Below are 23,147 nucleotides of genomic sequence, written 5' to 3' on the forward strand. Positions count from 1 at the left end.
GAACCGCGGGCCAATGGCGCCCGGAGGGCGTGAATGTCGGTGTACCGCCTGCTCGCTCTGCGCTACCTGCTCCAACGGTGGGACCGGGCCGCGCTCATTGTTGCCAGTATCGCGCTGGGCGTCGCGACGCTCGTGTCCGCGCGCATCCTGAACCAGTGCATCGAGGCCGCGGCGCAGGACACCACCACGCCCGCCGGGAACGCGGAGCTGTACGTTACTAACGGCGAAGCCGGCGTGCTGCGCTCGGTGGTTGATGACTTGCGTTCCGCAAAGGTGCCTGGTGTCACGTCGGTTCAGCCGCTCATCTTCGACCGCGTCACGGTCCCGGACCTGGGGGACCGCATCGCGGTGCTGGTCGGTGCGGAAGTCTCTTCGCAACTACTCACGGATGACAACGCGCTGAAGGTGAAGGTTCAGCGCCTCGAAATCGAGCGCATCATCGGCTGGCAATTGCTTCCCGTGCTCGCGGCGATCAAAGACGGCGATTTCACAAAGGCCGGCGAATTGTGGGACCGCATCCCGGCGAAACTGGTTGTGGTGTCGAAGTCGGTCTACGACGACTGGCTCGCCCGCACCGGTGGGGACCGGCCGTTCGTGATCCGGTACGCGACCCGGAACGTCGAGTGCTTGCCCGTCGGTGTCGTCGAGTTCGAGAAGGATTCGCCGCTCGCGCCGCTGGGGAAGAATTTCATCGGGATGAGTGTCGGTCAGGCGATGCAGGTGGTCCGGCCGGTGCTGCCGCTCGCGGTGGTAGGGGGCGGACTGGGTGAAGTCGCGGCCGGGACACTGAACCCGCCGCGGGTGAACCGCATCGACCTGTTCCTCGCCCCGGGAACCGACAAGGACGCGGCGGCATCCGCGGCGGCGGACGTGATCGGGCGGCGGGCCGAAGTGCGCACGCCCGACATGCAGCGCCGGAGTACCCAGGAAGTCGTTTCCGGGCTGCAAATCGGCGTGCTGATGTGTTCCGTTGGTGCGATGGTGATCGGCCTGTTTCTCGTGTACAACTCGATGGCCGTGACCGTGGCCGAGCGCCGGGCGGACATTGGCATTTTGCGCTCGATCGGCGGCACGCGCGCTCAAATCATCGCGCTGTTTTCGATCGCCGCCGCGTTCCTGGGCCTCATCGGTGCGGTTCTCGGCGTGCCGCTCGGTATTCTCCTGGCCGAAATCACACTCAGTCAATTTCGGGCCGAACTGGAATCGATCTTCCTGAACCCGGAAGTGAACCCCAGACGGCTCTCGTGGACGAACTCGACCCTCGCGGTTCTGGTCGGCGTGATGACGGCCGTATTCGCGGCACTCGTACCCGCGATTCAGGCCGCGAACGACGACCCGGCACACGTCGTGCGCCGCTCCGCGGGGGGTGCAAAGGGATTGTGGAAGATCGCCCACCGACTCGCGTGTGCGGGCATGGTCGTTGCCGGGGTCGCCCTGGTTCTCTTGCGGTTTCAACTACCCGCGCGCGTCGGCTCCGTGGGCGGAATGACGCTCGTTCTCGTGGGGCTGTTACTCGCGTCGCCGATCCTGGTCGCGGTGCTGGTCACCGTGCTCCGCCCCCTGGTGCGGGCGACGTGCCCGTTCACGCTCCGGCTCGCGTTCGACAACCTCTCTCGCGCACCGGGGCGCACCGGTGTTGTCATTGGCGCGCTGGGGGCGGGTGTCGCGCTCATGTTCCAAACGGCCGGCGTGGGGCGCAGTAACGAGGAGCCCGTGCTGTCGTGGATCACGCAAGTGGTGCAGGCCGATCACTTTGTGTTTAGCGGAAATATGACCTCCGCGAACAGCTCGAACAGCCCGATGGTGTCCGCGGTGGCGCGTGAAATTAAGGCGCTGCCGAGCGTCGAGAGCGTGATGAGCATCCGGTACTCCCGACCCGAGTACAACGGCACCATCGTGTACCTCGTCGCGCTCGACGTGAACACCTACGCGGAAGCGACGAGCGCCCGTGTGCCCGAGCTCGCGGTCAACCTGACCCGGTTCCCCGAACTCGACGACAAGCACCCGACCCACGCGGGCGTGAACAAGGTGTTGGTGAGCGAGAACTTCACCGCACGGCACCGGGTGAAAGTCGGTGACACGATCAGAGTTCCGGGGCCACGCGGTCCGGTGGATCTGCTGATTATCGGCGCCGTGCGGGACTACTCGTGGAGCCGCGGAACGATCTTCATGGACCGCGCCCGCTACGCGAAGTTGTTCGGCGACGACCTCATCGACATCTGCCACGTGTTCGTGCGGACCGAACGGAGCGCGGCAGCGGACACGGAACTCGAAAAGTACACCACGGGTAAGGGGCTGTTGCTCACCGATCGCGATTCGCTCCGCAAGTTCATTTCCGGGCTCCTCAGCCGCGTTTACTTGCTCGCGTACATGCAGCAACTACTGGTGGGCGTGGTCGCCGCCCTCGGCGTGGTGACGGCGCTGCTCATCTCGGTGCTCCAGCGCAAGCGCGAGCTCGGGTTGTTGCTCGCAGTCGGGGCCACGCCCGGACAGGTGATGCGCTCGGTTCTGGCCGAAGCGTTCCTGATGGGGGTGCTCGGCACCGCACTCGGCATCCTCATCGGGCTGCCGATGGAGTGGTACGTCCTGAAGGTGATGTTCGTGGACGAGTCCGGCTTCGACCTCGACGTGCTCATCCCGTGGAAGGCGACGCTCGGGATCGCGGTCGTTTCGGTCGCGCTCGCGACGCTCGCGGGCCTCGTCCCGGCCTGGCGCGCGATCCAGACGCGCATCCCCGACGCGCTCCAGTACGAATAAATTGCGTTCCCGGCGCACGGTGCGCCGGCACGAATCGTGGCTACAATCTCCCGCACGTCCATTCACGGGAGATGTCATGCCCGAACCGCTCGGCTTCGCGATCATCGGCTGCGGGATGATTGCCCGATTCCACGCGAAGGCCATTCAAGAGATTCCCACCGCCCGCGTCACGGCGCTGGTCAGCCGCACCAAAGAGAGCGCGGAGAAACTGCTCGCGGATACGGGACTGCCGCCGTGTCCGGTGTTCGCATCGGTCGAAGACGCGGTGAACGCGCGCGGCGTCGATGCAGTCATCATCACCACGCCCAGCGGCGCGCACCGCGAACCGGCCCTCGTCGCAGCCCGCGCGGGCAAGCACGTCGTGGTCGAGAAGCCGCTCGAAATTACGGGGCCACGGTGCCAGGCCATTATCGATGCGTGCGACGCGGCGAAGGTGAAGCTCTGCACCATCTTTCCGTCGCGCTTCGGTGACGCGAACACAACCCTCAAAGCCGCGGTAGATGCGGGGCGCTTCGGGCGCCTGACGCTCGGTGAAACCACCTGCAAGTGGTGGCGCACCCAAGCGTATTACGACGAGGGCGGTTGGAAGGGCACGCAGGCACTTGATGGCGGCGGCGCGATGATGAATCAGGCCATTCACAACGTCGATTTACTGCTGTGGATGATGGGCGACGCCACGCACGTGAGCGGGTTCACGGCTACGCTCGCCCACGAGCGCATTGAGGTCGAAGATACAGCAGTCGCAGTGATCCGCTTCGCGAGCGGGGCGCTCGGCGTGATTCAAGCGACGACGAGCGTTCACCCCGGCTACCCGAAGACGATCGCGGTTCACGGCGATCGGGGGTCCGCGGTCATCGAGCAAGACGACGTGTTGCGCTGGGATTTCGCGCCGCCCACTGCCGACGACGCGAACGTGAAGGAGCGATTCGCGCAGAAGGTCGGCGCGAGTGGCGGATCGGCGGACCCGAAAGCGATCAGCCACGAGGGGCACCGGCGGCAGCTCGCCGATTTCGTGGACGCGGTGCAACAGAACCGCGTGCCGAAGGTGGACGGGCGCGAGGGCAAGAAGGCGGTCGATTTGATTTGCGCAATTTACGAGAGCGCCCGCACGGGAAGGACCGTAGCGCTGTGAGAAATCAGGGTGTCCCTGTAGATTTTGGCAACGCTCAAGCGGCGGTCCAGAAGTCGTGCCAGTCTGGGGTCTCGATGACGGCCGCCAGTTCCACCAGCGGCCCGACGTGTTCCACGCGCCACCGCGCGCCGGTTAGTTTCATCCGGCGATTCACCAACTGCTTCACCGAACCCTCGATTAACCCGCTGCCGATACTCCGACCATTTGCCAGCCGTTGCGCGTAGCCCAACCGCGTCGGGTGCGAGCCGAGGTAACGCGCCAACGCCCGCAACACGTCTCCGTTGGATTCCGACGGCAACGCGCCGAACGTATCGGCGATCCACCGCTCGATCCCGGCTTTCCCATCCGTCACCACGGCCAACAAGGCGCTCTGCCGACGAGCGGTCGCCTCCGCCGTCTCACCCCAGATCGCCTTCACCGCAGTCCCGATGTGCTCGATCGCGTGATACACGTCCAATACACCGGCGGCCTGGGGCAACACATCGGCCGCCAGATTCCAGATCCACTCCGCGCCGTCACCCAATACCGTCACGTCGCTGGCGGTGGTCACCTTCAGGCGATCCGCCTCCGCTCGCACGCGCTCCGCGAAAATGCTCGCGCCCTCGACGTTGGCCACCACGGTCCGAATCGTTGGGGGCGGCAACACGCGGTCGCTCCACTTTTCGGGCGTCGCGGACTTCCCCCGCTCTCGCTTGCAAACCACGCCCAACTTGATGTCCCGCCATCCGGTCGTGGTGTTCACCTTCCCGGCGTCGATTTGCACCTCGACGACTCCCCCGGCCGTTGCGAATCGTTCGGCGTCGGCGCGATGCTCGCGGGAGGCCCTCAGACTCTTCGCGGCGGCGTGTGTGAGTTGGCGAATCACCTCGTCGTCTAACTCCCAACCGGCCAACTCACGCAGCGTTACTTCCGCACGCGCAAAGGAATCCCTCGCACCGGCCAGAACCGCCATCCGCTGTGCGGCGGTCGTTACATACCCCTCGGCTCCCAGAACGGCATCGGCCGGGAACGCTCCGCCATCGGCGCGGATGGCGTACTGACGGCGGAGGCGGATGCGCCCGAGTGCCGTCAAGAGCCAGCGGGGGCGTCGTCCTTTGAGCCTGCTGCCCGACTTTTTTGGGAAGCATCGGTGGTGTCGGCGCGACTCTGGACGGCGGAAGCCAACGTGTCGCGGACGAGTTCGCGTCCGGAGTCGAGGGCGACTCGTTCACAAGCGGCCAGTACCGTACCATCGGGAGCGGTGGCACCGACGTGTCGCATCTGAGCGAAAAACGCCAGCGCCTGCTCCAAAATCAGTCGTTCCGCGTCGGTCTGGTACTCGATGGTTAGCGTCGGCATCCGTGCCTCCCAGAGTCAAAAAGTGCAAGGACCAACAGCCTAACCACTACCGCCTGCCAAAATCTACAGGGACACCCGAGAAATCAGGCGGGGTTGTGGGGCGGAACGCGGGTGGGGTAGAATCCTCCTCGATTCCTGGAGAACCACTGTGGCGCACGCGCCGATTGAACCACCGCCGTATTTTGATGCCCTTCTGGAGCGACTCGCGGAAGGTGATCCGGAGGCGACTGCGGCGCTCGGCCGGCACGTTCACTGGGGCTACTGGAGTGATCCCGACGCGATTCCCTGCACCGGCGCGGACTACGCGGTCGCGGCCGAAGAGTTGTGCCGCCGCGTGTGCGATGCCGCTCCGGTACGCGACGGGATGCGCGTTCTCGATGTCGGGTGCGGCTTCGGCGGGACCATCGCCAGCCTCAACGAGCGGTTCCAGAACCTCGATATGACTGGCGTGAACATCGACCCACGCCAACTCGCCCGCGCCGCCGAGATGGTGGCGCCGATCAACGGGAACCGAACGGCGTGGGTGGAAGCCGATGCGTGTGCGCTGCCGTTCGCGGACGATCAGTTCGATGTGGTGCTCGCCGTAGAATGCGTGTTCCACTTTCCGAGCCGCGCGACGTTTCTCGCTGAAGCGAGTCGCGTACTCAAACCCGGCGGTCGGCTCGCGCTCTCGGACTTCGTGCCCAGCGCTGAAGGATTGGACGCGCTCCGCAAGCACGACATTGGCGGCTCCGAAACGCGCGACAGTTATGGTGCGGTGAACATACTTTGCGGGGAGCCCGAGTACCGAGCACTGGCGCAGTCGGTGGGGTTCATCGTGCCGGCAATTGAAGACATCACTCCGCACACGCTCCCGACGTACAAGTTCATCCGAAACATGGCCGCCCGCTGGCAGGCGACCGGCGCGGACGCCTACGTGCGCACGACCCGGCGCCTGGAAGTGAGCAGTCGGGTGGGTTGGTTGCGGTACATGATTTTCAATGCCACGCGGAGTTAGGGTTGCGAGTTGCTTGGAGCGAGCCGCGACCGCAAGGGAGCGGGACGAACGTCCCAGTTGAGCGGCGCAGTGCTTGGCCTCTGGTCTGTGAACGGGTAGTGGCTTTGAGTGTGGTCCGCTCGCTCCGCGAGCGGTTGGCCCCACGAGTCGAAGCGCTGGACCCAACGCATGGGGAATCCAAGCACCGCTCACGGAGCGAGCGGACCACACTCAAAGTACCGCACGGGGAATCGCTGTTCCCGCTCCTTGCGGTCGCGGCTCGTGAATCGGCACAGCAGGAGAGCCACGGATGGCCAAGAAAGCTCGGAACCGCACGGTCGATTTCGCGGTCTACCTAGTGGTGCGGACACTCGTCGCAGTGGTGCAGATGGTGTCTCCGCGAATCGCCTACGCGGTGGCTGATTTCCTCGCGTGGCTCGTGTACACGCTGGTGAAAAGCCGGCGCCGCGTGGCGCTAGAAAACGTCTGTGCTGCGTTCCCCGAACTCGCTATGAACCCCGCCGGCGCCGACCAACTCGTGCGCGGCATGTACCGCCACTTCATCCGGGCCATCGTCGAACTGATGCTCTTGCCGCGTAAGTTGCACCACACCACGCTGCGGAAGTTCCTCGTTCTGCCTCACGGTGCGGAAATGCTCCCGCCGCTCGTGGCGGATCGGGCTGCGCTCTTGGTGACGGCCCACTTCGGGAACTGGGAGATGGCCGGGTTCGCGATGGGGTTGTTTGGGTTCCACACGCACGCCATCGCGCGCGTGCTGGACAACCCGTACCTGGAGCGGTTCGCGCTCCACTTCCGCCAGCGCACCGGGCAGACCATCATCGCCAAGAACGACGACTTCGCTCGGCTCACTGACACTATGAGCCGCCACGGAAAAGTGGCAACGCTCGCGGACCAGGACGCGGGGCCGCGCGGGGTGTTCGTGGATTTTTTCGGGCGCCCCGCGAGCACGCACAAGGCGATCGCGCTGATGGCGATGGAGTTCGATGCGGTGATGGTGGTGATGGGCGTGCCGCGCGTGAGTCGCGCCGATTATCCCCAGCACCCGGACTTCGATCCGAGTAGCGCGCTGGCACCGATGTACTACGCGGTGAAGTGTGCGGACGCAATCGACCCGCGCGATTACGCCAACGACCCCAACGCGGTGAAAGCGATTACCGCGCGTTACACCGCGGCGCTGGAGAAGCTGATCCGCGAGCACCCGGAACAATACTTTTGGCTGCACCGACGCTGGAAGCACCAGCCGAAGGCGCGGGCCGCGAAGTCGGCCGCGTGACGTTGATTTTTCACGCGACCTCAACGAGAGGCACTTTCGATCCAGCCGCCCCCGAGGACGCGGGTGCCGTCGTAGAACGCGACCGCCTGCCCCGGTGTCACGGCCGGTTGCGAGGCATCGAAGGTTACTTCCGCACCCCCGGTCGGCAGCGCGATCAGGGTCGCGGGCACCCCCGCGTGACGGTAACGGATCTTCGCGGTGCAGGCGATCGGCTCCATCGGCGCATCAATGAGCCAGTTCACTTCGCTCGCGATCAGTCCTGAAGCCAGGAGGTCGTTTTCGTCGCCGACAACGACCGTGTTCGTCTCCGGTAGCAATTCCAACACGAATCGCTTCTTTCCTCCGCCGATGTTCAAGCCCTTCCGCTGACCGATCGTGAAGCGATCGAGGCCGTCATGCGGGCCGAGCACGGTGCCGTTTCGTTCGGTGATAAGCCCCGCCGTCGCGACTTCCGGCCGGCGCGAGCGCACCACATCGGTGTGGTCGCCACTCGGCACGAAGCAGATTTCCACGCTGTCCGGCTTCTCCGCGACGCTCAGTAACCCCGCTTCGCGTGCGAACGCACGGATTTGCGGCTTCGTGTATCCACCGACCGGGAACAGCAGGTGCGGTAGCACGTCGCGCTTAATGCCGTGCAGTACGTAACTCTGGTCCTTGTCGCCATCAATGCCCTTGTGGAGCTCGCCCCCAATAATTTGTGCGTAGTGCCCGGTGGCGATGTAGTCCGCACCGAGCTTCTGACCGAAGGCCCAGAGTTGACCGAACTTCAGCCAGTTGTTGCACACCACGCACGGGTTCGGCGTGCGCCCGCGGGCGTACTCGTCCGCGAAGTAGTCGATGATGCGGTTGAATTCCGCCTCGAAATCGAGTGCGTAGAACGGGATGTCGAGCTTGTCAGCCACGCGGCGCGCGTCCCCGGCGTCGATCGCGGAGCAGCAGCCCTTTTTGTGGTCGGCGCGCGCGTTTCCCTGGTCGTGCCCGTGCGTCCCGGTGCGCATGAAAAGGCCGATGACGTCGTACCCCTGCCGCTTCAGCAGCACGGCCGACGCCGAACTGTCCACTCCCCCACTCATCGCCAGCACGACCCGCGGCATACCTCACCCTCTGTTCGCGAACTCACCTTTCCAGTATAGAGGCGGGCGCGAGAGAAATGTTCGGCACCCCCATTCTTGAGAAGCCGCTATGTCCGCCGAGTTGCCGGGCTGTCACCGTTACTTGAACCGCATCGCCCCGCCGCCGCTGGTCCCGGTGCGCCTTGATGCCAGTTTGCCCGCGGTGTGGTGCAAGCTGGAATTTCTGAACCCGAGCGGCAGCACGAAGGACCGTATCGCGCGGTTCATTCTGGAAAAAGCCTGGCGCATGGGCCGCGTCAAGTGCGGCGACCGCGTTGTGGAGGCGTCGAGCGGGAGCACGAGTATCGCACTGGCGCTGGCGTGCGCGCAGATGGGGCTAAAATTTCTCGCGGTGATGCCGGAGGGCGTGAGCAACGAGCGCGTGTTCATTATTCGGGCATACGGCGGTGATGTGAAATTCACGCCCGCAGCGCTCGGGATTCGCGGCGCGATTACCGAAGTCGAGCGCCTGGGAGCCGAGCCGGGCGTGTTCCTGCCAAAGCAGTTCGCGAACCTGGACAACGCGGAAGCGCACCGCCTCGGTACCGCGCGCGAGGTGCTCGACCAGATCCCCGGCGGAAAAGTGGACGCGGTCGCGAGCGGCGTCGGTACGGGCGGTACGCTCGTCGGGCTGTTCGAGGGGCTGCGTGAGAACGGCTGCCGCGTTATTCCGGTGCTCGCGCGTCCGGTGAACTTCACGCGCGCCCCGGAAGTCGAATGCTGCAGCTTCTCGTCGCGCATCCCCGGCGTCGCGGACTCGATTTCCGAAATCTTCAGTGCCGAGCGCCTACCCGGGCTACTCACGATCGAAGTGCGGGACGAAGACGCCCTCGCAACCACGCGCGAGTTGATCCGCCTCGGGTTCCCGGTCGGCCCCAGCTCGGGGCTAAACTATCAAGCCGCGCTCGCCGTGCTCCGCCAACTAAACGACCCGGCCGCCCAGGTCGTGACCGTGTTTCCGGACCGAATGGAGCGCTACTTCACCACCGAACTGTTCAAACCGTTCGTATGATGGGGTGTCGTCCGCTTCCGCCGCGAGACCGCGCATGAGCATCAGGTTGTCGTGCCCGTCGTGCAACACCGCGTTCGCGCTGCCCGTTCTGCCGGAACACCGGCGCGCGACGTGTCCGCGTTGCGGGGACGTGTTCCCGGTCCGCGGAGAATTAGTCGAACAGACGACCGGCGCCTCCGCAGGAGCGAACCAACCCCGAGCCGAGCGCGCCCGAGTAGAATCTCTGACACCCGCTCCCGAACGACCCAAAACGACACCGTCGCTCGCGATCGGATTAGGGATCTTGTTGGGCTTGGGCGTACTCGGCGGCGCGATCTGGTTTGCCTTTGGCGCTAGGCACAACGAGAAACCGATCGAGAACGCCCCGGCCCCTGTAGTGGCTGCCAAACCGCCCACGGAACTCGCCGCGCTCGGTTACCTGCGTGCCGATTGCAACATCGTGTTCACAGTTCAACCCGGTCCGCTTCTTGACTTCGCAGCGCGCACCAAACAAGAACCGCGCGAGGTACTTGCTCAGGCTGGTTTGCCGGAAGCCGCGCGAAACATGATCGAGCAACTCGGCATCACGCTCCCGCAAATCGATCACATCGCCGGCGGGCTGTATCTCGGCGAAGGAGAGGACGCGCTACGACTCGCGCTGGTTCTCGTGCTGAAACAACCGCTCGTGGACGAAGCCACGTTCCTGAAGGCACTCAAAGCCAAGCCGGTCGCGGGGAAAAAGTCGCGCCACGATGTGGTGGTGGGTCGGTTCCCTCTGCTACTCGCGCGCGTTTCGCCAACGCTCTGGGTGTTCGGCCTCGACGAAAAGGACTTCGACGCAGTGGATAAGAGTTATGGTCCCGGTGGGTCGCAGTTTCGTGGCGGGGTCGAGGGGCAACCCGGTGTGCGGACGATGATTGCGTCCGTTCCGCCGGAAGCGGCCGTGTGGGTTACGGCCGACGACGAACGCGACTGGACGCAGAAGCCGATTGTGAGGCTGATGGAGCAGTCACCGGAAGCGAAGAATTGGCTACCGGCGATGAAAGGCGGGCGCGGCGGGTTGGTCGCGGTGAGCTTCGGCGAGCGCCCGCACCTGCGGGTCCGCGTGCGCGCGGCCAACGACGCGACCGGCGATCGCGTGCGCGCATATTTTGCAGCGCGTGCGGCCGAAACCGAGTCGGCTACGTCCGGCGGAAGTGGTACCGCAGCTCAGTTCGATGCGTCATTCGATGTGACCAACGGCGGGAAGTTGCTCCAACGGTTCTTGAGTGACGCGGGGCAATGAGACCGTAGTAGGGTGGGTCGAGCCGGCTCTGCGGCGAAGGCCCACCACGACCCGCGGCGTGAAAGTACACCGACTCTTTCGGGCCGATCATTGTGGCGATTGTCGCGGGTCGTGGTGGGCCTTCGCCGCAGAGCCGGCTCGACCCACCCTACTACGAAGCTACTGGCGCGGGCCTTCGAGTTCCTGAAGTGCTTCGATGAACAGGTCCGGCGGGTCGATCACGGAATCGCCGTTCCGCAGCGTGATGAACGGGTGCCACATCCCCTGCCACACCCAGAACACGTCGTCGGTGATCGGGTAGGCGTGCTCGCGGAAGTTCTCCGTCGCGAACAGGTGCAGCCCGTGAACGTTCTTGATCGCGGGGAACGACACCGGCCACACGGCCAGTTCCTCGCGGCTCGGGATCGCGACCCAAAACCCCGCGGGCGAATCCGGCATCAGTTCTTCCAGCAACAGAGCGCGAGTCGCGTCGTAACTGTCGCCGGTGTGCCCGATGTAGATGTCGTGCTCGGGGGACGCCCGCTCGAAGAATTCGGCTGGAGTGGCGGTTCGCAGGTTCTCCAGCGCAACGTCGAGGAGGTCTTCGCCGCGCGTGCGGCTCCGCTTCAGCATCTCGTCGGTGACGAACGCCATCGTGTGCGGGAAATCGACGACGAGCGTGATTTCGAGCCCGGTGCCGGGGAGCGGGATGCCCCACGGGTGTGCGGCGCTGCGGTCGAACGGGCGGCCCAGGCGCGGGCGGAGGCGGTCGGTGATCGTGGTGAGGTCGTGCGGGATGTCCGGTGCGGTGGCGGCGCGCGCGAGCCGTTCGAGGAACGAGTGAATCATTTCCGGCCACTCGGCCGGGGCCGCCGCGCGCACGCGCCGGTGCAAGTTCTCCAGGCCGATGTACTGTTCGTCGCCCCCGTCCGGCGGGCGGACGTTCACGCCGTTCTGTTCCCAGCCGACGATGGTGTACCCGTCAGCGCGGAGTTGCGCGGTGACGGCCGCCTGGAAGTCGGCGGGGAAGTGAGAAACGGGTTCGTCAGCAGCGGACACGTAAACGCCTCCTGCGATCAGATGCGAGCGGCAATCGGCCGCTCCGCACCCGCCACACCCTTCGGCAGTTTCACCACCATCACGGAACACGCGGCCTCGCGCACCACGCGCTCGGCCACGCTGCCCATCGCGAGCCGGTCGGCCCCGGCGCGCCCGTGCGTGCCGATCACGACCACGTCGATCCCGGCGTCGGCCGCGTACCGGGCGATTTCGGTCGCCGGGTCACCCTCTAATAATACGTGACTCACCGCGATCTTCGGGTTCGCGGGGCGCACCTGTTCCAATTGGCTCTGCCAGTGGCTCGGGGATTCGGGGGCGCCGGGCGCGTGAACGTACACCACAGTCAGGCTCGCGCCAGACGCCTCGGCCAACCCGACCGCGTGAAAGTACGCCTGGTTCGAGTAGCTCGAGAAGTCGGTCGGGTACAGAATGCGAGTGACGCGGATCATTGAGAAGGCCCCGCGAAGTCGGGGTGGTCCGGTCATTGACCACCGCTCCTATCGTACCAACGGAACCGGGCGAAGGAAGGCGGGAAGTGCAGTGGGTTTGGGTCGCGTCGGTGCAACTGCTCCGCGAGAGGCGAGCTGGCCTTGGTGAACCCCGCCCGCGCGGGTGGGTGGGGCTCACGACTGTGCGACCTGCCACCGCGGGTTCGCCGAAGTCATGTGCGCCGTTCGGGAAGCTACATCGCTCTTGGGTGAGCGTGAAGTGGTATTGGTGTTCGCGCTTTGCGGGATCTGGCGAAGTGAGGTTGACTGATTACGGGCTCACGAGTCGCTCGCGAAGCCCCCAAATCTCCGCGCTCTCCAAAACATATAAAGGGCGCGCAAGTCCGCTTAATCCGGTCGGTCTAGTTCTGCCGATTGTAACAGCGTATGTGTGTGCGTACCCGAGTTGAGGCGCGGACATGCGGTACCGGTTGTGTGCGGCTACAGCGACGCTTGTGTTGCTTGTAGCCGGCGCACGCGCCCAGGAGCCCGCACTGCCGGTGCGTGAGTTACCGCCCCCCAATACCGACCCTTTCAGCGCGCCGTTTTTTCAACCGTCGAATACCTCAGAACACGCTTCCGGCACGCCGAACTCGGCACTCGTTGACGCGGTCACCACTCACGATCCGCGTGCGGTGGTATTCCCCTCCGAGGCGGTTGGGGCACGCGCTTGTACTTGCGGCTTCACGACATGGGCCACAGTGGAACTGCTGATCGGGCGGACGCGCGGGCCGAGCGTGGCGCCCATCGTCACGACCGGCCCCGCATCTGCCGGGGCGTTCGCCGGGGCAGTTGGTCAACCCACCACGCTCCCGTTGTTCGGTGGGAAACGCGCCCTGGATGACTGGCGCAGCGGGTTGCGCGTGGAACTCGGCGCGTGGTTAGACGGCAACCAGCACAGCGGCATCGGCATTCGCTTCTACTCGCTGTTCACCACGAACGAGCAGTTCCGCTCGGGGCCGAACGGCCGTGCCGTGGTCAACGTTCCGCAGTCCGTGAATGCCGGACCGCTCGCGATTCAAATACCCGCGTTCGTGAGTTTTCCCGGTGCCTCCACGGGGCGCGTCTCGGCCAGTGCCGAAACGATGTTCATGGGCGGTGACGTAAACTGGCGGTACTTGATCGACCGGACCGACTGGTTCCGCGTCGACACGCTCGCGGGCTACCGACAATTACACCTCACGGACGAAATCGGCGCGAACTTCAACGTTGTACCCACCGCCACCGCGAGCGAATCGATGCTCGTTGCCCCGCAGTTCACAGGCGCCGACAGCGTGCGCACGCGGAACAATTTCTACGGCCCACAACTCGGTTTGTGTGCTTCGACCGGTGGGGGGCGGCTCTGGATCGAAGGGCACGCCGCGACCGCGTTGGGCGTGACAGAGAGTTCGCTGGATTTCGCGCGCTCGCGAATGGGGGGCATCGCGCCGAACCCGGTCGCGGTGCTCGCCGCGCTCGGTGCCCCACCCTCTGCCGCAAATACTATGGCCGCGACGAACCAGACCGCGATGATGCAGTCGAACGTGGCGAACCGGCTGTCGTACTTCGGCGCGGTGGGCGAGGGCGGCGTGCGGTTGAACTGGCGCGCGACCGATCACGTCCGCTTCACGGCCGGGTACAGCTTCCTGTACTGGAACAACGTGCGCCGGGCACAAGAAATGTTTGTCCTCGGGCCGGTGCTGCGGCCGCAAGCGATCGACTTCACCACTCACCTGTTTAGTGTGGGTTTTGACCTGCGGTTTTAGCGCCGTCCGTGTTGGCTCGTGTTTCCTCCCGCTGCGAGAAAGTTTTGTAACAGCGCCGCTACTGAGCTACCGCTCTCATCACGGCCCAATTACAACCCTTCTCATCGCCCATTAATCTCGTGGAGAGTGCCGATGAAGACGGTGCGTTGTTTCTGTGCGGTCGCCGTGGTTGCCGCACTGGTATCTCCCGCAGCGCAGGGGCAGGAAGCGCCCAAACCCGGCCCGGAGCACGAGGTTCTCAAGAAGTTGGAAGGCAACTGGGATCTCGTGATGAAGTTCGGCGGGGGCGAGTCCAAGGGGACCGTCACGTACAAGATGGACCTCGGCGGACTGTGGCTCTCCGGGGCGCTGGAGAGCGAACTCTTCGGCGCGAAGTTCCAGGGCAAGAGTTTGGAAACCTACGACGCCGCCAAGAAGAAGTACATCAGCGTGTGGGTGGACAGCATGGGCACCCAGCCGATGATCCTGGAAGGCGGCTACGACAAGGACAAGAAGACGCTAACGCTGACCGGCGAGCACCCCGGGCAGGACGGGAAGCTGGCGAAGTGGAAGTCAGTGTCTACGCTGGCGGACGACAACACGATTAACTTCAGCATGTTTGTGGGAGACGACAAAGAACCGATGTTCACGATCGTCTACAAGCGGAAGAAGTAACTCGTCGCGCCGAACTTCGGCGCAACGACCGTGCGGCCCAGGCCCAATGGCCTGGGTTTTTGTTTTGGTACTCGCTTCGCCCTCCACCTCGCTCGTCTTATACTGCGGTATCCACTCCACCTTGCCGCAGACGCTGACAGGCGTGACAGCGTGGGCGACAGTCTGCCGGCGGCACTCGTCAGATGGGCACAACTTGGTCGGCTTTTTGTCCCCCGTTAACCTTCCTTCAAGCTCTGACTGGAGCTACATTTCCCGAATTGGTTGATTGGAGTCGTGCGGCCGGAAACGTCGAAGAACGAGTCATGCGCACACAAACAACGCCGCCGACTGCCGAGCAGAACGGGCAGTCGTACCGGACGTATTTTGAAGAGTTCCGAGCCGGCACAGGGTACGACCCACTCTTCTTGTGCGGGGATGCCCTGAAGGTGCTGACCGACCTTCCGGCCGACTCCATCGACTGTGTTATGACCTCGCCCCCGTACTGGGGCCAGCGGGACTACGGCGGTGGCGGCATCGGTCTGGAAGCGACGTGGCAAGAGTACGTCGCCAACCTGTCCGCCATCTGCGAGCAGTTGAAGCGAGTGCTGAAGCCGACGGGTTCGTTCTGGTTGAACATCGGGGATGCCTACCAAAACAAGAATCTGCTGGGGCTGCCGTGGCGAGTCGCCTTAACTCTGACGGATCAGCAGGGGTGGGTTCTGCGGAACGACGTGGTGTGGAATAAGGTGAAGGGCGGGATGGACAACGCCACCGACAAGCTGCGGAACAATCACGAGTTCGTTTTCCATTTTGTCAAGAAGGCGAAGGGATACTTCTACAACGTGGGCGCCGCACGCCACCAGCCCCGTCAGTCGAAGGTTGTGGGTGAACGTGTTGTGTCTGCCACCGGTGTGAGTGGGGTGCGGTATCGACGGCAGATCGAACTCACTACGGCGATGAACGATGAGGAGAAGAAGAACGCACTGGCGGCCCTGGAAGGCATCCTTACCCACGTCCGGGACGGCAACCTCTCGGATTTCAGGATGATCATCCGGGGCGTCCAGCGGGCCACGCACTCGGACTCGGAGAAGGTATCAGGCCGGGCACGAGAACTAAAAGAAAAGGGATTCTACTTTCTGAAGTACCACCCGAACGGAGCCAAGCTGAGCGACGTGTGGGAGATCATGCCCGAAGACACGCAGAAGCGGAAGGCCCACTTTGCCCCGTACCCGGAAGACCTCTGCAAGCTCCCGATACTGACCACCTGCCCCGAAGGTGGTATCGTTCTCGACCCGTTCGCGGGTACCGGAACGACGAACTACGTCGCTTTCCGCTCGGGTATGAAGTCCGTCGGCATCGAGATATCTCCCGAACACATCAAGCACGCCCGTGAACGGTGCAGGTTGTTGCTATGAGCAAGGTTGCCGAACTCTACGGACTGCCCACCGCCTACGAACCTCCGGGCAGGACGTGGGCCGATGTGGTTGCGATACAGCATTGCCCATTCTTGGACCGAAAGTGCTTGAAGAACCGCAAGAGCGAACCGAATCAGACCATCGGCTCATGCACGATGGCGTTCGGCAAAGACGCCAACCACCTGATGATTTGCCCGTTCCGGCTGCTGGAGCGGCGGCAAATATTCGAGGACTGCAAACCTCTCGTCACGCTGCATCAACCGGGCAACGAGTGGCACATTGTCTCGGAACTGGACGTGCCGGGTGGCAGCGTTGATTACTGCCTTGTGTCCGTCCGGAAGAAGAAGGTGATGGACTTCATCGGCATCGAACTTCAAACGCTGGACTCGACGGGGACCGTTTGGCCGGAGCGACAGCGGTTCCTTCACTCCAAAGACATCCAGGTGAAGGAAGAGGACAGGAAGTCAACAAAGCCGTTCGGCATGAACTGGAAGATGACGGCGAAGACGGCGCTGGTGCAGATGCACCATAAAATCCAGACTTTCGAGCACCTGTCGAAGAAGTTGGTTCTGGTCCTTCAAGATCACCTTCTGGCCTACATGCGGCAGGAGTTCACGTTCGACCACTTGGTTCCCGCCCGCTTGGGCGACCCGATGCACTTCCATTCGTACTCGCTGGGCGAAGAAGACGGGGCGCTGAAACTGGAACTGGAAGGGCAACACAGTACCGACACCGCAGGTATCGCGAAGTGCTTGGGATTACAGTCAGAGGCGAAGGTAGAATTGGAAGCCATCATTGCCCTGATTGAAGTGAAGATATCGCACAAAACCTTGATGAGTATCGAGACACCACCACCAGCCAGCACGCTCGCAGACGAGGCTACCGAAGAGGATAGTTAAACACTGACCGCACACAACGTTGACCGATCGTCACCAACAGCACGACAAACTCTGCCCCGGGCCTACCGAATGGTGCCCGGGTGTTTCGTTTTTCAGCGACCTTTCAGTGCGCATGCTTCGTTAGGTCGGTTGCTCGGTATCAATCTCGCCTCGTGCTTACTTTTTGAGCTAGGGCTGTTGCGGGTGCGGGCATCATCTGCTAATCTATCCCCATGCGGAGCGACATTCTACAGACGCCCGCGGCTTCCTCTCCCGGAAGCGTTTTTTCGATGCCGAAAAGCGAGCAGTTTTTACCGCCGCTACCCGAGATCGTGGGCACCGCACCGGCCATGCAAGACGTTTTCCGTCTTGTTCGCCTCGCTGCGCCCCGATCCGCAAACGTTCTGCTCATAGGCGAAACCGGGACCGGCAAAGAAGTTATCGCAAAAGCCGTTCACAAACTCAGTCGTCGGGCGGACGGGCCGTTCATCCGCGTGAATTGCGGCGCGCTGCACGAGAACCTGCTCGAAAGCGAACTCTTCGGGCACATCAAAGGCTCGTTTACAGGGGCCGTCGAGAACAAGACCGGCCGATTTGAAGCCGCGCACGGCGGCACCATTTTCCTGGATGAAATCAACAGCACTTCGCAGAAGCTGCAGGTGAAGTTGCTCCGCGTGCTTCAGGAGCGCGAGTTCGAGCGCGTCGGTGAGAGCCGGACGATCCGCGTGGATGTGCGGGTGGTCGCGGCGACGAACACGTCGTTGGAACAGGCCGTTGAAGACGGCGAGTTCCGCGAAGACCTCTACTACCGGCTGAACGTCATTCCCATCGGGTTGCCACCACTGCGCGAGCGCCGCGACGACATCCCATTACTGGCCCAGTTCTTCCTCAAGCGCTACGGCGACTTGCACAAGTGCCCCGTGCCGGAACTGACTCCGGTCGCGCTCGAAGCACTCAAAGCACATGACTGGCCCGGGAACGTGCGTGAACTGGAGAACACGCTGGAACGCCTGACGGTGTTCGCCGATGGCGGGCCGCTCACCCCGGAACTGCTCCGATTCGGGCGCCCGCGCCCGGTAATTCGTGCCCCGCGCGGTGGCGGCGCGCCGACCGATGTGCCGTCGCTGATTCACGCCCTGGTCCGCGCCGGGATGCACGCTCCGCGTCCGGGGCACATCAAGCTCCATAAGTTCCTCGTTGATGGTGTCGAACGCGAGTTGATCGAAGAGGTTCTGCGGGAGTGCGGCGACAACCAGGTGAAGGCGGCCGACCGTCTGGGCATTAACCGCAACACGTTGCACAAGAAGCGGGAAGAGTACCGCAAGGCGGACGCGGGCGGGGGCGACCTTCCTCCGAGCGATTCGTCATCCGAACCACCCGCCGCGGCGGGGTGATTCGTGTTTCCCATCCTCCTCGATTTACGCGGGAAGCTTGTTTGCGTGATTGGGGGAGGGGCGGTCGGCTCGCGCAAGGCGCGGGCGGCCGTTGACGCGGGCGCGGGCGTTCGTGTTGTCGATCCGCGACCCGATCTTTCACTTCCGAACCAAGTTATTCACATCCTGGAACTGTATCGCACAGAACACCTCGAAGGCGCCGCTCTCGTATTCGCGTGCGCAACTTCCGAAGTCAACGCTCAGGTCGTTGTCGACGCCCATTTACGCGGAGTCTGGGTGAACGCGGCCACGTCGCCGGATGCGGGCGATTTCACCCTGCCGGCCGTTGTGCGTCGCGGTGCCTTGACACTTGCCGTTAGTACAGAAGGGGCGTCGCCGGCCCTCGCGCGCCGCATCCGCGAAAAGCTCGAAGCCGAATACGACGAAGTGTTTGCGGAATGGGTGCGGATACTCGCCGACGTGCGGGCCGAGGTGCTCGCGACGGTGGCGGACGAATCGCGTCGGCGCGCGTTGCTCGATTCCTTCGCCGATTGGTCCTGGCTCGCCCGACTGCGCGCAGAAGGCGCAGACGTCGTGCGCAACGCGATGCGCGCGGGTTGGTGAGATACAAGCCGCTCTTCAAATTCGCGCGGAACCGACCTGGGTATAATCAGCTCGTTAAGTTCGCGGTCGGCGAGCATGAGGCGAACGACCCGCCCCGACCGAACTGAGGAAACTCGCGGTCGTGCTCAAATTCCGAGGGCGAAACTGTCCGAAGAGACCGGCTCGCTATACAGAGCGGCAAAATCTGCGGGCGAGTGAAAAAACAAGTGCGAGGCGCAAAAGGACTTGGTAGACCAATTGAGAATAATGGACCGCGCAGGGTTCCAGGGGTTTTAACCCCTGGTTTCAAATGACTGGAGCCCCGGCGCCTGGGAACACGGGGTCAATGGGTCGGTTTTGATTTCTCGGCAAGGGCGGACATGAACCTGCTCGTGGCGTGGAAAAAGGTGCTGCTGTTCGGTGCCTTCGGCGCGGTCGGCTGTCTGGCCGGTGGGCTCGCCGGCGAGCCGCTCGTGTGGGCCTCTCGGTCCGTCGCGGAAGCGGCCGGGGCAAAGGACGCGCCGTCGCTCATCTCCCGGCCGGCGCCGCAAGTCGCCGAACCGCCCCCGCTGCCCAACGACATCCGCGAGCGCGTCGAGAGGGCCGGCGGGAAGTCCGGCGACGTGCAACTCTCGCTCATCTGGCACAACGCGAACGATCTCGACTTGTATTGCAAAGACCCGAACGGCGACATCGTCTTCTACAAGAACCCGCGCGTGCCCAGCGGCGGCGAACTGGACGTGGATGCGAACGCCGGCAATCGGCGCAACGGTCTCCCCACGGTGCTCACCAATGAGCCGGTTGAGAACATCTACTGGCCGAAGGGCGCCGCGCCGGCCGGCCACTATCAGGTGTTCATCAACTACTTCGCCCACCGCCCGGCGACCGGCGCGCCGAATGAAACTCCATACAAGGTAAACATCCTTCGCGACGGACAGCGCTACGAGTTCAAGGGGACCATCGAGTACGGCGGCACGCAGAGAAACGAGCGCCTGATCGACGAGTTCGATCTGAAACCTCTCGAAGTACTTGCCCCCGATGAAGTGAGCTTGCACCCAACCGCGCCCGCGATCAAACTCCCGGTTGCGGTCCGACGGATACACTACAAGGGGCCGGTCGAAGTACGGGTCGAGAACCTCCCCGAGGGTGTTGTCGCGGGCAAGCTCACCATTCCCGAAGGCGAGAACGAAGGTGAAATCGAACTGAGAGCGGTTAAAGGTGCGAAAGCGATCAAGAAAACCGCACTCAAGCTCGTCGCCACCGGGGGCAATCTCGATTCGTCAGTCGATGTACAACTCACGCCCCCCAAACCGGTCGCGGCGTTCTCCCTGTTGGGCGTGCTTTCTACCGGCGCGTGGACGGCGCTGCTCGCGGTCGGGCTGTGCCTCGCACTTCTGGCCGGGCAGAACAAGTACCTCGGCAAGCCGCTGTTCGCATCGAGCCGCGTGTCGCTATTGCTTGTGATTTTCGGGGCGATGGCCGCCGGTTTCGTATCGGGCAGCATTGGGCAATCACTCTTCTTCGTGCTGCTCGCGGCGGGTGTCGCGAACTTCGGCTTCCTGATCGGCTGGGTGCTGCTTGGCGCGCTGCTCGGGTGGGGCGTGAGCCGCTTCGTTCCGAACCTGGACGGTGTGAAGGCTGCGCTCGCGGGATTGGGTGGCGGGTTGCTCGGTGCGGGCGCGTTCCTGCTCCTGTCCGAACTCGCGCAGTGGACCGGGCGCTTCGGTGGCGCCGCTCTACTCGGTTTCTGTATCGGGCTGATGGTCGCGGTCGTCGAAGCCGCGTTCCGGCGCGCGTGGCTCGAAGTGCGCTTCGGCGAGCGCGAAGTGATTACCGTGAACCTCGGCACCGAACCGGTGAAGGTCGGTAGTGACGCCCGGGCCTGTACCGTTTGGGCGCGCGGCGCGGCCCCGGTCGCATTGGAATATTGGATTCGCGACGGTCGGGTGCAGTGCGCGGACGTGCCCGCGAAGCAGGAAACAATCGCAGCAGACGGCGACACGCGCGCGGTCGGCAGCGTCACCGTGGTCGTGCGCACGAGTAGCGCTGTCGCGCCCGCGGGGGGGGACGTGCGGCCGACCGTGGCGCGCCCGACCGCGCCCGCGGTTCCCATCACCGCACCGCACCCGGAACCTGTGGGCGCGGTGCCGCCGGTTCCCGCGCAAACCGCGCGCTCCGATTACGATGACGGGTTGCCGATGCCGATGTCGCCACCTCCACCCGTGCGACCCGCGGTAACGTCGATTCTCGATACGGACGACGGGTTCCCCGCGCCAACTACGAAATCTACTTCGACTCCAACCGCTGCACCGAATATCACAGCGGCTCCCGTCCCCGCGACGTCGCAGCGCCCGGCACCGGTGAGCCCGCCGAAGGTCAGCGACCCGGATGCGTGCCCCACCTGCGGGCGGAAAGTGCCCGGGCGCACTGGCGCCCGATACTGTATGGTGTGTGACCGGGCATTTTGAGTATCCTTCCGGGCGAACCGTGAACCAACTGCTTGCGGGGTCGGCGATTTGTTGAAATGATGCCGGCCGGGCTACGAACACCACGAACGGACCCGAGAGAACACAGCCTTTTCTGCTCGAAGACGAGGAACTCCCGTTATGCCCTACGATATGCAGATCGACCGCTCGAACCCCGGGTGCATTGTGTTCCTGGTGGACCTCTCCAACTCGATGTTGGACGGGATCGCGGGCACGCAGCGGGCGAAGATGGACACGGTTTCCACCGCCATCAACCGGTTCTTCCAGGAACTCATCACGAGCTGCGAAAAGGGCGAAGAGAAGCCGCGCAACTACTTCGACGTGGGTCTGATCGGGTACACGACCGACGCCAACGGGGTCGCCACCGTCCGCTCGCTGTTCCAAACGGCCCTGACCGGGCGCGACCTCGTTTCCATCAGCGATTTGTACGACAACCCGCTTGAAATCGAACAACGACGGAAGAAGGAGTTCGTCGACGACGGCGCCGGCGGACTCACGGAAGTGGAGCGCCAGATCGCGTTCCCGGTGTGGTTCCGCTCGCCGGCCCCGACCGAGATGTTCGGCACGCCAATGTGTACCGCGCTCGGGTACGGCAAGCAGGTGCTCCAGGCGTGGATCGACGCCCACCCGAACAGCTTCCCGCCGATGGTCATCAACCTGACCGACGGCGAGTCCACCGACGGGATGCCGGTGCCGTTCGCCGAAGAACTCAAGGCGCTCGCGACCGCGGACGGGAACGTGTTACTGTTCAATTGTCACCTGTCCGGCCGCGACGCGCAACCGGTGTTCCTCCCGCCGACCGAATCGCTGTTGCCCGACGAGTACGCGCGGGACCTGTTCGGCATGTCCAGCCCGCTCCCGGACAAGTTGCGGCACATGGCCGAGGTGAAGGGCATTTCCGCGCCGCTGGGGTGCAAGGCGATGGCGTTCAACGCGGACGCGGTCAGCCTGCTCAAGTTGCTGAACGTCGGCACGCAGGTGGTGGCCGCCGCTACGCTCCCTCCGCACTTACGGTAATGAGGACCGAGCAAGAGCCCGTTCGCCCGCATTCGCGCGGGCGAACGGGCTCCGACGGCTACTATGGGTTGATGGGAACGTTAACCTCACCGCCGTTCCCGCCCTTGATGACGATCTTGATCTTGATTACGCGGACGTGCTTCGAGGTGGGCGAGTCGATGGCCAGCGATTCCACGTCGGCCGTCGGCACATACGGGTCGATGAGTTTGAGCAGGGCCTTCTTGTCCCCGCTCTTCGCGGCCCGCGCGACCTGTTTGGCGAACTTCGGGTTGTCGGTCAACTCGCGCTCGAAGGCGCGCACGCTCTCGGGGGCGCGGTTCGCGAGGGGACGGGCTTTGACCGGCTCGCCGGCACTGACCGCGGGTACCGACCCGCACAAGCCGGCCGCGGTGAGCGCGGCAGTAAGGGTAGCGAAAATATAGTGGCGGAACATTTGTATTTCCCGTGTTGCAAGTTCTCGGATGCCCGGGAAGTAACCCCGTGTCACCTCCCCGTTCCGTGAGGCGAACGACGCACCCGGCCCCACTTGCGCGTTCAAAAGGGCTGGCCGTCGTACAGGTGTCGGGGTTATTGACACGGGTCAAGA

At 64.0% G+C, this 23,147-nt stretch carries 19 protein-coding genes and 1 pseudogene; 14 read left to right on the forward strand and 6 right to left on the reverse strand.

The features are described from left to right. Positions 1-33: 33 nt before the first annotated feature. Together J8F10_RS27420 and J8F10_RS27425 are read left to right on the forward strand one after the other, a co-directional pair. Positions 34-2,757: an FtsX-like permease family protein gene (locus tag J8F10_RS27420; RefSeq protein ID WP_210659465.1), complete on the forward strand. Its 2,724-nt coding sequence runs from the start codon at positions 34-36 to the stop codon at positions 2,755-2,757. Between the two features lie 76 nt (positions 2,758-2,833). Continuing rightward, a complete protein-coding gene (locus J8F10_RS27425; protein WP_210659468.1) occupies positions 2,834-3,889 on the forward strand; it encodes a Gfo/Idh/MocA family protein in 1,056 nt (351 codons plus the stop codon). A gap of 34 nt (positions 3,890-3,923) precedes the next feature. On the opposite strand, the pseudogene J8F10_RS27430 reads toward J8F10_RS27425, so the two are convergent. Then, positions 3,924-5,009: pseudogene (locus J8F10_RS27430) on the reverse strand (hypothetical protein); the annotation flags it as partial. After that, a complete protein-coding gene (locus tag J8F10_RS27435; RefSeq protein ID WP_210652645.1) occupies positions 4,958-5,227 on the reverse strand; it encodes a hypothetical protein in 270 nt (89 codons plus the stop codon). The pseudogene J8F10_RS27430 and the gene J8F10_RS27435, both read right to left, overlap by 52 nt. Before the next feature lie 148 nt (positions 5,228-5,375). On the opposite strand from J8F10_RS27435, the gene J8F10_RS27440 reads away from it, so the two are divergent. Together J8F10_RS27440 and J8F10_RS27445 are read left to right on the forward strand one after the other, a co-directional pair. Next, positions 5,376-6,224: a class I SAM-dependent methyltransferase gene (locus J8F10_RS27440; protein WP_210659469.1), complete on the forward strand. Its 849-nt coding sequence runs from the start codon at positions 5,376-5,378 to the stop codon at positions 6,222-6,224. Positions 6,225-6,513: 289 nt separating this feature from the next. Beyond that, on the forward strand, positions 6,514-7,497 hold the full coding sequence (locus tag J8F10_RS27445) for a lysophospholipid acyltransferase family protein (protein WP_210659471.1): 984 nt from the start codon (positions 6,514-6,516) through the stop codon (positions 7,495-7,497). 20 nt (positions 7,498-7,517) lie between these two features. On the opposite strand, the gene mnmA is transcribed toward J8F10_RS27445, so the two are convergent. Further along, positions 7,518-8,591 carry a tRNA 2-thiouridine(34) synthase MnmA gene (gene mnmA / locus J8F10_RS27450; RefSeq protein ID WP_210659474.1) on the reverse strand — a complete coding sequence of 358 codons (1,074 nt, stop codon included), beginning with the start codon at positions 8,589-8,591 and terminating at the stop codon, positions 7,518-7,520. Positions 8,592-8,679: 88 nt separating this feature from the next. On the opposite strand from mnmA, the gene J8F10_RS27455 reads away from it, so the two are divergent. Both J8F10_RS27455 and J8F10_RS27460 read left to right on the forward strand, forming a co-directional pair. Further along, positions 8,680-9,621 (forward strand): PLP-dependent cysteine synthase family protein, encoded by a 942-nt coding sequence (locus tag J8F10_RS27455; protein ID WP_210659476.1) that lies wholly within the window; start codon positions 8,680-8,682, stop codon positions 9,619-9,621. Between the two features lie 34 nt (positions 9,622-9,655). Next, positions 9,656-10,885 carry a hypothetical protein gene (locus tag J8F10_RS27460; protein ID WP_210659478.1) on the forward strand — a complete coding sequence of 410 codons (1,230 nt, stop codon included), beginning with the start codon at positions 9,656-9,658 and terminating at the stop codon, positions 10,883-10,885. Between the two features lie 159 nt (positions 10,886-11,044). Here J8F10_RS27460 and J8F10_RS27465 read toward each other — a convergent pair whose 3' ends face one another. Further along, a complete protein-coding gene (locus J8F10_RS27465; protein ID WP_210659480.1) occupies positions 11,045-11,923 on the reverse strand; it encodes a hypothetical protein in 879 nt (292 codons plus the stop codon). Positions 11,924-11,940: 17 nt separating this feature from the next. Continuing rightward, entirely contained in the window at positions 11,941-12,372 is a 432-nt protein-coding gene (locus J8F10_RS27470; protein WP_210659481.1) for a universal stress protein, read from the reverse strand. 740 nt (positions 12,373-13,112) lie between these two features. Here J8F10_RS27470 and J8F10_RS27475 point away from each other — a divergent pair. From J8F10_RS27475 to J8F10_RS27510, 8 genes are all read left to right on the forward strand, one after another. Continuing rightward, a complete protein-coding gene (locus tag J8F10_RS27475) occupies positions 13,113-14,156 on the forward strand; it encodes a BBP7 family outer membrane beta-barrel protein (RefSeq protein WP_210659482.1) in 1,044 nt (347 codons plus the stop codon). Positions 14,157-14,288: 132 nt separating this feature from the next. Further along, on the forward strand, positions 14,289-14,810 hold the full coding sequence (locus tag J8F10_RS27480) for a DUF1579 domain-containing protein (protein WP_210659483.1): 522 nt from the start codon (positions 14,289-14,291) through the stop codon (positions 14,808-14,810). Positions 14,811-15,112: 302 nt separating this feature from the next. Next, positions 15,113-16,204: a DNA-methyltransferase gene (locus J8F10_RS27485; protein WP_210659484.1), complete on the forward strand. Its 1,092-nt coding sequence runs from the start codon at positions 15,113-15,115 to the stop codon at positions 16,202-16,204. Further along, the gene (locus J8F10_RS27490) at positions 16,201-17,103 is read left to right on the forward strand and encodes a NotI family restriction endonuclease (protein WP_210659485.1); all 903 of its coding nucleotides are present in this window, start codon (positions 16,201-16,203) and stop codon (positions 17,101-17,103) included. Before J8F10_RS27485 ends, J8F10_RS27490 begins: the two co-directional genes overlap by 4 nt. A gap of 269 nt (positions 17,104-17,372) precedes the next feature. Continuing rightward, a complete protein-coding gene (locus J8F10_RS27495; protein ID WP_210659486.1) occupies positions 17,373-18,476 on the forward strand; it encodes a sigma-54 interaction domain-containing protein in 1,104 nt (367 codons plus the stop codon). 3 nt (positions 18,477-18,479) lie between these two features. Beyond that, complete coding sequence (locus J8F10_RS27500; protein ID WP_210659487.1) at positions 18,480-19,079, forward strand: precorrin-2 dehydrogenase/sirohydrochlorin ferrochelatase family protein; 600 nt, start codon at positions 18,480-18,482, stop codon at positions 19,077-19,079. A gap of 359 nt (positions 19,080-19,438) precedes the next feature. Further along, positions 19,439-21,526: a hypothetical protein gene (locus J8F10_RS27505; protein ID WP_210659488.1), complete on the forward strand. Its 2,088-nt coding sequence runs from the start codon at positions 19,439-19,441 to the stop codon at positions 21,524-21,526. 138 nt (positions 21,527-21,664) lie between these two features. After that, a complete protein-coding gene (locus J8F10_RS27510) occupies positions 21,665-22,561 on the forward strand; it encodes a vWA domain-containing protein (RefSeq protein ID WP_210659489.1) in 897 nt (298 codons plus the stop codon). A gap of 61 nt (positions 22,562-22,622) precedes the next feature. Here J8F10_RS27510 and J8F10_RS27515 read toward each other — a convergent pair whose 3' ends face one another. After that, positions 22,623-22,994, reverse strand: coding sequence for a hypothetical protein (locus J8F10_RS27515; protein ID WP_210659490.1), 372 nt, complete (start codon positions 22,992-22,994; stop codon positions 22,623-22,625). Between the last annotated feature and the right edge of the window lie 153 nt (positions 22,995-23,147).

The sequence above is a fragment of the Gemmata palustris genome (assembly GCF_017939745.1).
Classification (GTDB): domain Bacteria; phylum Planctomycetota; class Planctomycetia; order Gemmatales; family Gemmataceae; genus Gemmata; species Gemmata palustris.